The sequence below is a fragment of the Myxococcus vastator genome (assembly GCF_010894475.1).
In the GTDB taxonomy this organism is placed as follows: domain Bacteria; phylum Myxococcota; class Myxococcia; order Myxococcales; family Myxococcaceae; genus Myxococcus; species Myxococcus vastator.
Genome location: NZ_JAAIYB010000001.1, coordinates 54,681 through 63,048, shown reverse-complemented (window position 1 = coordinate 63,048; position 8,368 = coordinate 54,681). Strand labels below are relative to the sequence as shown.

The window sequence follows — 8,368 nt, the reverse complement described above, 5'->3', positions numbered from 1 at the left end:
GGATGGGGATGGGGACCCCCGGCCGGAAGACGTCGGGCGACAGCGCCGTGAGGGGGCGCTCGGAGACGCGGACGCGGTTGTCGAAGGTCGCGAACGTCAGCGGCGTCTGGGGATTGCGGGCCTGGAAGTCGCGAATGCGGTCCTGCGTGGCCCGGTGCGTGACGAAGTCCACGTCGCCAATGGCGGAGAACAGGCCGTCACCGGCCTGCTCGTCACCGTTGAGGCCCTGGTCGTTCAGCACGAGCGCCTGGCCCGAGTCCGACACCACGGGGACCTGCTGATGCTCCTGGCCCTGCGCGAGCTTCGCGCGGATGAGGCTGCGCGTCCTCGCCGTCAGCGCGCCGTCGAGCGCGATGGCGTCCATCGACTCGATGATGGGCGCGGCGCCCGTCTGCGCCTGCTCCTGCGCCGCGGCGGCCGGCTCCTCCGAAGGGAGGGACTCCGGGCCACCACACCCTGCGAGCAGGGATGCGGCGACGACGCCAGACCAGGCGCGCAACACGCCTGGAAACTTCTTGGATGACTGCTTCATGGGGGACTCCTCGCGGGTACACTGCAACGCAGCCCTGTGCACCCCGCAGGCCAGAGTCCCCTTTCAACGCCTTCATGGGCAGCACGCGCGCCGCCGCTGGTGCCAATGACAAATCACGCCACAGCGTGACTCGCCCTGTAACACCAGACGTCACAGAGCCCAGGGTGTCATTGCAGTCCCAGGGTGTTGAATTGCAGCACGGCCACCCGAAACGCCGCGCTTTCAATCCACCGGAAGCGGCCTCACCTCCAGCTGCCTGGACGCGAGGAACGCCGGGTTGAACACCTTTGACGCATAGCGGCTGCCGTGGTCGCACAGGAAGGTGACAATGCGCAGCCCCTCCCCCCGGTGACGGCGCGCCAGCTCCCACGCGGCGCGCACGTTGAGGGCCGCCGACGTGCCCACCACCAGCGCGTCCTCGCGGGCCAGGTGGTAGAGCATCTCCACCATCTCCTGGTCGCCCAGGCGCATGGCCTCGTCCACGCGGGCCCGGCGGAAGTTCTCCGTGAGGCGCATGATGCCAATGCCCTCGGTGATGGAGGAGCCGGGCCCCTCCATGCGCCCTTCGCGCACGAAGGTGAAGAGGCCCGAGCCCGGCGGATCCACCAGCACCACGCGCACGGAGGGGTTCTTCTCCTTCAGGTAACGGCTGACGCCGCCCAGGGTTCCCCCGCTGCCCACGGACGCCACCAGCACGTCCACGCGGCCCTCGCACTGCTCCCAGATTTCGGGGCCCGTCGTCTCGTAGTGGAAGTCGCCGTTGGCCGGGTTCTCGAACTGGTTCGCCCAGAAGCCGCCCTGCGCCTCCGCCAGCACGCGGGCCTGGTGGAAGAAGTGGTTGGGATTGGCGAAGGGCACGGCGGGGACCTTGTGGACCTCCACGCCCATGGCCTCCAGCAGCTCGTACTTCTCGCGGGCCTGGTTGTCCGGCATGGTGACGACCACGCGGTAGCCGCGCTCGCGGCCGAGCAGCCCCAGGCCGATGCCGGTGTTGCCCGCGGTGCCCTCGAAGATGGCGCCGCCCGGCTTCAGCAGGCCCTGCGACTCCGCGCGCTGAATCATCCCCTTCGCGGCGCGGTCCTTGATGCTGCCGCCGGGGTTCATGAACTCGGCCTTCGCGAGGATTTCACACCCCGTCCGCCGGCTCAGCGAGCCGATGCGCAGCAGCGGGGTGTTTCCGACGGAGTCCCAGAGCGTTCCAATGCGAGGCGCCATGGGCCGTGCTTAACGCGAAGGGTGGCGCCCGTCACCGGGAACCACCGCCCTCAATCCGCCCGCATGGCCTCCACGGGGTCCAACTTCGCCGCGCGCGCCGCCGGGTAGATGCCGAACAGGAGCCCCACGCCGCAGCTCATGAACAGGGCCAGGCCCACCGCCCACGGGGGCACCTGCATGGGGAAGCCCATCATCCATTTCCCCAGGAACACCAGCCCGAAGCCCAGGCCCAGGCCCATGGCGCCGCCCATCAGCGACAGCAGCACCGCCTCCGTGGCGAACTGCCCCAGGATGCGGCGCTTGCGCGCGCCCAGCGCCTTGCGCACGCCAATCTCCCGCGTCCGCTCCATCACCGACACCAGCATGATGTTGAGGATGCCAATGCCGCCCACCACCAGGGACAGCAGGCACACGCCCACGCCCGCGATGGTGATGACGCCGGAGAGCTGGTTGAACGACGCCGTCACCGACTCGTTCGTGTGCAGCTCGAAGTCGTTGGGCAGGGTCGCCGGCACGTCGCGGCGCCGGCGCATCAGCGAGGCCACCTCATCCTGCGCCTTGGCGAACAGCTCCGGGGACTTCGCTTGCACGCTGATGTCCACCGACCGCTTCTTCCCGTAGAGCTGGTGGAAGACGCTCAGCGGAATCATCACCTGGTTGTCCAGGCTGAACATGCCCAGGATGCTGCCGCGCTTCTGCAGCAGGCCAATGACGCGGAAGGGCCGGCCCTTGATGCGCACCTCGTGGCCCACCGGGTTCATGCCGGGGAACAGCGCGTCCGACACGTCCGTCCCCAGCAGCACCACGTGGCGGCCGTCCAGCGCCTCCACTTCGTTGAAGTAGCGCCCGGCCTGCACCGACACGCCGCTCACCAGCGGGTAGTTGGCGGGCGTGCCGAACACGCGGACCGAAGGCCGCGTCTCCGAGCTCGCCGTGACCAGCTTCTGGCCCCCGTCGTCGTCGGTGGGCACCACCGTCCCCACCGACGGGCAGGACTCCTCGATGGCCCGCGCGTCGAGCATCTCGAAGTCCTTGCGCTTGGAGTACTTGGCCCAGTTGACGCGCCCGAAGCCGCCCGCGGGCCACTTCGTCACCTGGAAGGTGTGGGCCCCCATCCGTCCCAGGTCGTTGTTCACCTTGATGCGCAGGCCCTCGATGAGCCCCATCATGGTGATGACCGTCGCCACACCGATGACGATGCCCAGCAGCGTCAGCAGCGAGCGCAGCGGGTTGCCCAGGAAGGTGCTCAACGCCAGCCGCAGATTGTCCAGGAAGGCTCGCATCGCGCTACTCGTAACGAAGGGCTTCCACGGGGTCCAGGTTCGCCGCGCGCGCCGCCGGCCAGATGCCGAACAGCAGGCCCACCAGCGCGGCGAAGCCCACCCCCGCCACCACGGTCATCGGCTGCACGTCCGCCGCCAGCGGCGTGATGAGCGACACCACCTTGGCCGTGCCCAACCCCACCGTCGTGCCCAGCAGGCCTCCCACCGCGGACACGCTCGACGCTTCCATCAGGAACTGGAAGACGATGGTCCGCTTCCGGGCGCCCAGCGCGCGTCGCACGCCAATCTCCCGCGTCCGCTCGCGCACGGACACCAGCATGATGTTCATGATGCCAATGCCGCCCACCAGCAGCGTGATGAGGCCCACGCCCACGGCGACGCCATAGAGCGCGCCCGTGAGCTGCTCGTACGTCTGCGCCATGGCCTCCGGCCGGTTGATGGAGAAGTCGTCCTCCGCGCCCGGCGGCGTGGAGCGCACGCGCCGGAGGATGCCGGTGAGCTGGTCCTCCGCCGACCGCATCCGCGAGGCATCCTCCACCGCCATGGCGATCTCGAAGCCGCGGCCCTTGCCGAAGCTCGAATAGAACGTCTTGAAGGGGATGAAGACGAGCAGGTCCATGCTCTGGCCCACCATCTTCCCCTTGCGGCTGAGCGTGCCCACCACCTGGAAGCTGCGGTTGTCGATGCGAATCGACTGCCCCACCGGACTGACGCCCGGGAAGAGCCCGTCCACCACGTCCGCGCCCACCACCGCCACCGGCCGCGTCGTCGCGTCGTCCGCCTCGGTGAGGAAGCGCCCGCCGGTGAGCTCGTAGCCGGAGATGTTGAGGTACTCGTGCGTCACGCCCTGGACGCGCACGGTGGAGAGCTGCTCGCCGCCGTGCGCCACGTCCGAAATGCGCGACACCGCCGGGGACATGGCGGTCACGAAAGGCGCCAGCGTGCGCAGCCGGTGCAACTGGTCCAGGGTGAAGTTCTTCCGGTTGCGGTACTTCCACCAGTCGCCCTTGATCATCCAGGGGAACTTGGACACGTACATCGTGTTCGCCCCGAAGGTGGCCAACTGGTTGTGGAACGACGTGTTGAGCCCCTGGATGATGCCGACGATGGCCAGCAGCGTGGCCACGCCGATGCCAATGCCCAGGGTGGTCAGCACCGTGCGCAGGCGGTTGGCCTTGAGGGAGAAGACCGCGATGCGTGCGCCTTCCAGCACATCCACCCGGAAGGCGGACACCTGGCTCATGCGCCCCCCGCGTTCAGCACGTCCGTCGCCGTCCCCATGGCCACCGTGCGGCCGTCTCCGTCGGCGACAATCTCTCCGTCGCTCAGGCGGATGGCCCGGGGGCAGCGCGCCGCCAGCTTGGGCTCGTGCGTGACGAGCACCAGCGTGTGGCCCGCCTGGTGGAGCTGCTCGAACAGCCGGACGATCTCCTCACCCGTGGCCGAGTCCAGGTTGCCCGTGGGCTCGTCCGCCAGCAGCATGGAGGGCTCGGACACCAGCGCGCGGGCAATGGCCACGCGCTGGCGCTGACCACCGGACAGCTCGTTGGGCCGGTGGTGCATACGGTGGGTGAGCTGCACCTTGTCCAGCGCCGCCTTGGCCCGCTCGCGCCGCTCCCGCGTGCCCAGGCCCCGGTACACCAGCGGCAGCTCCACGTTGGCCAGGGCCGTCTCCCTGGGCAGCAGCTGGAAGGTCTGGAAGATGAAGCCAATCTCCACGTTGCGGATGACGGCGAGCTCGTCGTCGCTCATGCGCGACACGTCCTTGCCGTTCAGCATGTACCGGCCGCTGCTGGGCGTATCCAGGCAGCCGAGCACGTTCATCATCGTGCTCTTGCCAGAACCGGACTGGCCAATGATGGCCACCCACTCTCCCCGGTTGATACCGAAGGAGACGCCGCGCAGCGCGCGCACCTCTTCCCCGCCCACGTGGAAGACGCGGGTGATGTTCTCCACCTGGATGAGCGGTCCCGCGCCGCTGGCCTCACTCACGACTTCCGACCGCCCTTCATTCCCGCGCCCGGCTCGGGCTCGCGCACGATGTCACCGTCGTTCAGCTCCTTCGACAGCGTCCGGTACGGACCTTCAATCACCCGGTCGCCCTCATTGAGCCCGGTGACGATCTCCAGCTCCGTGTCGGAGGCGATGCCCGTCTGCACGCGGCGCACCTGCGCCTTGTTGCCGCTGTCCACCACGAACACGACCTTGGCCAGGGACTCCGTCCGCTTCGCCGTCAGCCCGCCCCCTTCAATGGGCGCCTTGTAGTCCGGCAGCGAGCGCTCCGAGCGCACCGTCACCGCCTGGATGGGCACCAGCACCACGTCATTGTGCGTCTCCGCGGAGATGCGCACCTCGGAGCTCATGCCGGGCAGCACGTTGGGCGGACGGGTGTCCAGCGCGACGGTGATGGGGAAGCTCGTGACCTCGGCCTCGGTGCCCTCGTTCTTGATGAGCGCCTTCTGGGCAATCTCCACCACGGCGCCCGAGTACGTCTGGCCCTCCAGCGCGTCCAAGGTAATCTCCGCGAGCTGGCCCGGCTTGAGGTGCACCACCTCGTGCTCGCCCACCTCGAACTTCACCTCCATGGCGCTGAGCGCGGCGATGGTCATCACCACGTCCTCGGACAGGTCGGAGCCACGCACGCGCTCACCCACCTCGCGCGACAGCTCAATGACGTTGCCGTCAATGGGCGACACCAGCGTCGTGCGCGTGAGGTCCGTCTGCGCCTGGTCCACGATGGCCATGTTGCGCGCCTGCATCTGCTTGGCGGACATGAGCCGCGCATCGGCCGTGTTCTTCGTGGCCCGCGCCGTGTCCACCTCGGCGGTGGACGTCAGGCCCTTCTTCGCCAGCTCCTCCACGCGCGCGAGCTCCTGCTGCGCCCGGCCCACCTCCACCTCCGCCACCTGCACGTCGGCGCGCGACGCGTTCAGCGACGCCAGGGCCTGCTTGTGCGCGGCCTGATAGAGGCGCGGATCGATGCGGCCCAGCACCTGGCCCTTCGTCACCGGCTCGCCGTCCTTCACCGCAAGCTCCACCAGGTCACCGGAGAGGCTGGACGAAATCTTCACCGTCGTGGCAGCCTGCACCTTGCCCGCGCCGGTGATGGTGCGGGTGATGGTGCCCTTGCGGGCCTTCGACAGTTGGACTTCGAGCGACGGCGGAGGACGGTCCTTCAACCCGCCCGCCGTGATGGCCGCGGCCCCCAGGAACAACGCGCCAGCAATGGCACCCTTCCACCACTTCATTTCGACTCTCCCGGGCTCAGGGCGCCCATGGCCCGCAGCAACGAATAGCGGGCGATTTCGACATCGATCCTGTTTTCCAACAAGGCGAGTTCAGCGCGCGTCAGGCTCAGCTGCGCGTCGCGGACCTCCAGGGTGGAGCCCGCGCCAGCGGTGAAGCGCTCCTCCTGCATCTTGAGGCCCAGGGCAGCCGCTTCGACGTTCTGCGCGGCCAGGCGAGCGGCCTCCAGCTGGGCCTCCAGCGTGCGGTGCGCGGCGCGCACCTCCCCTTCGATTTCCCGCGCCGTCTGCTCCAGCGTCAGCTGCGCCTTGCGGATGTCCGCCTCGGCGCGACGGGAGCGCGCCCCCGTGGACAGGCCGGTGAACAAGTCCCAGCTCAACCCGACGGCGGCCGTGAACCGGTTCTGCAGGCGCGGCTCGGTGAAGACCAGCGAGGCATCCGGCCCTCCGCGGTTGTAGAGGCCCTGGGCCACCAGGCGGGGCAGGTACTCCGAGCGGGCAATGGACTGCTGCAGCTCCGCGGCGCGGATGCGCAGCTCCAGCGTCTTGAGCAGCGGCCGGTACGCGCGCGCCGTCGAAAGCGCTTCGTTGACGGACGGCGCGGGCGGCGGCTCGGTCGTGAGCACGCCCGGGTCGGAGGCCGTCAGCGCCTCGGTGCCAGGCCGGGCCAGCCACACGGCGAGCTGGGACTGGTCGTTGACCAGCTGCCCGAGCAGCGCGGTGTAGTTGATGCGGTCGGTCCCCAGATTCACCGTGGCGGTGATCTCCTCGTTCTTGCCCGTGCGGCCCGCCAGGAAGAGGGCCCGCGCCTGCTCCACCTGCTGCTCGCTGCGCTCGACCGTGGCCTTCAGCACCTGGAGCGTGGCCTGGGTGCGGTAGAGGGTGAAGAAGCGGCGGATGGCCTCCAGCTCGGAGGTGTCCGCCTCTTCCCGCGCCTGCCCCTTCTGCGCGTCACGCACCACGCCGCTCTGCTCCAGCTGCTTCCAGCGGGCGCGGTCGTAGATGACCTGCGTGAGCGACATGCCCAGGTCGTAGTTCTGCGTGCTGGTGGTGGGCGTCTCCACCGCGTTGCGGATGAAGCCTCCCGGGTTGGCCGGGTCCGGAACCGTGATGAACTCCTGCCGGCGGCCGAACCAGATCTTCCCCGCCGACGCATCGAGCGAGAGCTGCGGCAGCAGCACCGAGCGCGACAGGTTCACATCCTCGTCCGCGATGGCCACGTCCAGCAGGGCCTGGATGGCGGCGACGTTCTGCCGTCCCTCCGCGCGGGCCTGGTCCAGGGTGATGGGGGTACCGGAGTCCGAGGGAGCGGCGGCCAGGGCGACCGCGAGCACGAAGGCGTTCATTGCGCACCTGCCTGGGCGGGAAGGCCGATGAGGAAGATGCCCGCGTACATGGCATACAGCGCCACCGCCAGCAGCAAAGCGCGCCCACGGCTCATCCCCGTGGCGGCGGAGAAGCCCAGCCCCAGCAGGCCCGTGCTCCAGAAGTTGAAGAAGTCCACGGTGGACGCCACGCGCTGCATCTTCGGACTCAGGCCTTGCAACACGGCTCCCAGGTTCGACGGTACGAGGTTCATCACGCGCGCCACGGTAATGGAGTGCTGCGCCGCGACACAGAGGGTCAGGATGAGGTGGTAGAGCGCGATGGGCAGCAGCGCCAGCACGGCCGCGGACAGCAACTGTTCGAAGGGCGCGGGCCGGTCGAAGAGCCAGCTGGCCACCCACAGGATGCAGGCCAGGAGCAGCGCCATCAACGGCATCAGGATGACGCCCTTGGCGATGCCGCCCACCAGCGCCTTGCGCGACTCCGTTTGGATCTTGTCCGTGAGGTCCGCCTCGGACAGCCCCATCAGCTCCCCCGAACCCTGGAGCTGGCGGATGACGTCAGGCGAGGCGTCCCAACGGAGGGAAAAGAGCGTCCCGGAAGCGGACACGCACAGGGCCAGGATGAGGAGAGGCCACACCCAGCGGCGCGCCTCGACGGCGGCACGGGTCCCATCGAGGGGATCGACGAAGACGCGGGCCGGTTGAGAAAGAGAAGTCATAGGGTGGTGGAGGTCTCGGAGCGAGGTACGTCGCTCGTCCTCAGGC

Annotated in this window: 7 protein-coding genes and 1 pseudogene; all 8 read right to left on the bottom strand. The window is 69.0% G+C overall.

Annotated elements, in window-relative coordinates:
• A pseudogene (locus G4D87_RS00275) lies at positions 1 to 532 on the bottom strand (hypothetical protein); the annotation flags it as partial.
• Positions 533 to 754: 222 nt separating this feature from the next.
• On the bottom strand, positions 755 to 1,747 hold the full coding sequence (locus G4D87_RS00270) for a cysteine synthase A (protein WP_163777082.1): 993 nt from the start codon (positions 1,745 to 1,747) through the stop codon (positions 755 to 757).
• 50 nt (positions 1,748 to 1,797) lie between these two features.
• Positions 1,798 to 3,030 (bottom strand): ABC transporter permease, encoded by a 1,233-nt coding sequence (locus G4D87_RS00265; protein ID WP_163777080.1) that lies wholly within the window; start codon positions 3,028 to 3,030, stop codon positions 1,798 to 1,800.
• Positions 3,031 to 3,034: 4 nt separating this feature from the next.
• Entirely contained in the window at positions 3,035 to 4,273 is a 1,239-nt protein-coding gene (locus G4D87_RS00260; RefSeq protein ID WP_163777079.1) for an ABC transporter permease, read from the bottom strand.
• Positions 4,270 to 5,022 (bottom strand): ABC transporter ATP-binding protein, encoded by a 753-nt coding sequence (locus G4D87_RS00255; protein WP_163777077.1) that lies wholly within the window; start codon positions 5,020 to 5,022, stop codon positions 4,270 to 4,272. The genes G4D87_RS00260 and G4D87_RS00255 overlap by 4 nt, the downstream gene beginning before the upstream one ends.
• Positions 5,019 to 6,278, bottom strand: a complete 1,260-nt coding sequence (locus tag G4D87_RS00250; protein WP_163777075.1) for an efflux RND transporter periplasmic adaptor subunit — start codon at positions 6,276 to 6,278, stop codon at positions 5,019 to 5,021. Before G4D87_RS00250 ends, G4D87_RS00255 begins: the two co-directional genes overlap by 4 nt.
• Complete coding sequence (locus G4D87_RS00245; RefSeq protein WP_163777073.1) at positions 6,275 to 7,621, bottom strand: TolC family protein; 1,347 nt, start codon at positions 7,619 to 7,621, stop codon at positions 6,275 to 6,277. The genes G4D87_RS00250 and G4D87_RS00245 overlap by 4 nt, the downstream gene beginning before the upstream one ends.
• The gene (locus G4D87_RS00240) at positions 7,618 to 8,322 is read right to left on the bottom strand and encodes a YIP1 family protein (RefSeq protein WP_205507348.1); all 705 of its coding nucleotides are present in this window, start codon (positions 8,320 to 8,322) and stop codon (positions 7,618 to 7,620) included. The genes G4D87_RS00245 and G4D87_RS00240 overlap by 4 nt, the downstream gene beginning before the upstream one ends.
• Positions 8,323 to 8,368 lie beyond the last annotated feature (46 nt).

Coding starts and splice junctions, on each gene's coding strand:
- G4D87_RS00270 (WP_163777082.1), bottom strand. CDS start 1,747: ATGGCGCCTCGCATTGGAACGCTCTGGGACTCCGTCGGAAACACCCCG.
- G4D87_RS00265 (WP_163777080.1), bottom strand. CDS start 3,030: ATGCGAGCCTTCCTGGACAATCTGCGGCTGGCGTTGAGCACCTTCCTG.
- G4D87_RS00260 (WP_163777079.1), bottom strand. CDS start 4,273: ATGAGCCAGGTGTCCGCCTTCCGGGTGGATGTGCTGGAAGGCGCACGC.
- G4D87_RS00250 (WP_163777075.1), bottom strand. CDS start 6,278: ATGAAGTGGTGGAAGGGTGCCATTGCTGGCGCGTTGTTCCTGGGGGCC.
- G4D87_RS00245 (WP_163777073.1), bottom strand. CDS start 7,621: ATGAACGCCTTCGTGCTCGCGGTCGCCCTGGCCGCCGCTCCCTCGGAC.
- G4D87_RS00240 (WP_205507348.1), bottom strand. CDS start 8,322: ATGACTTCTCTTTCTCAACCGGCCCGCGTCTTCGTCGATCCCCTCGAT.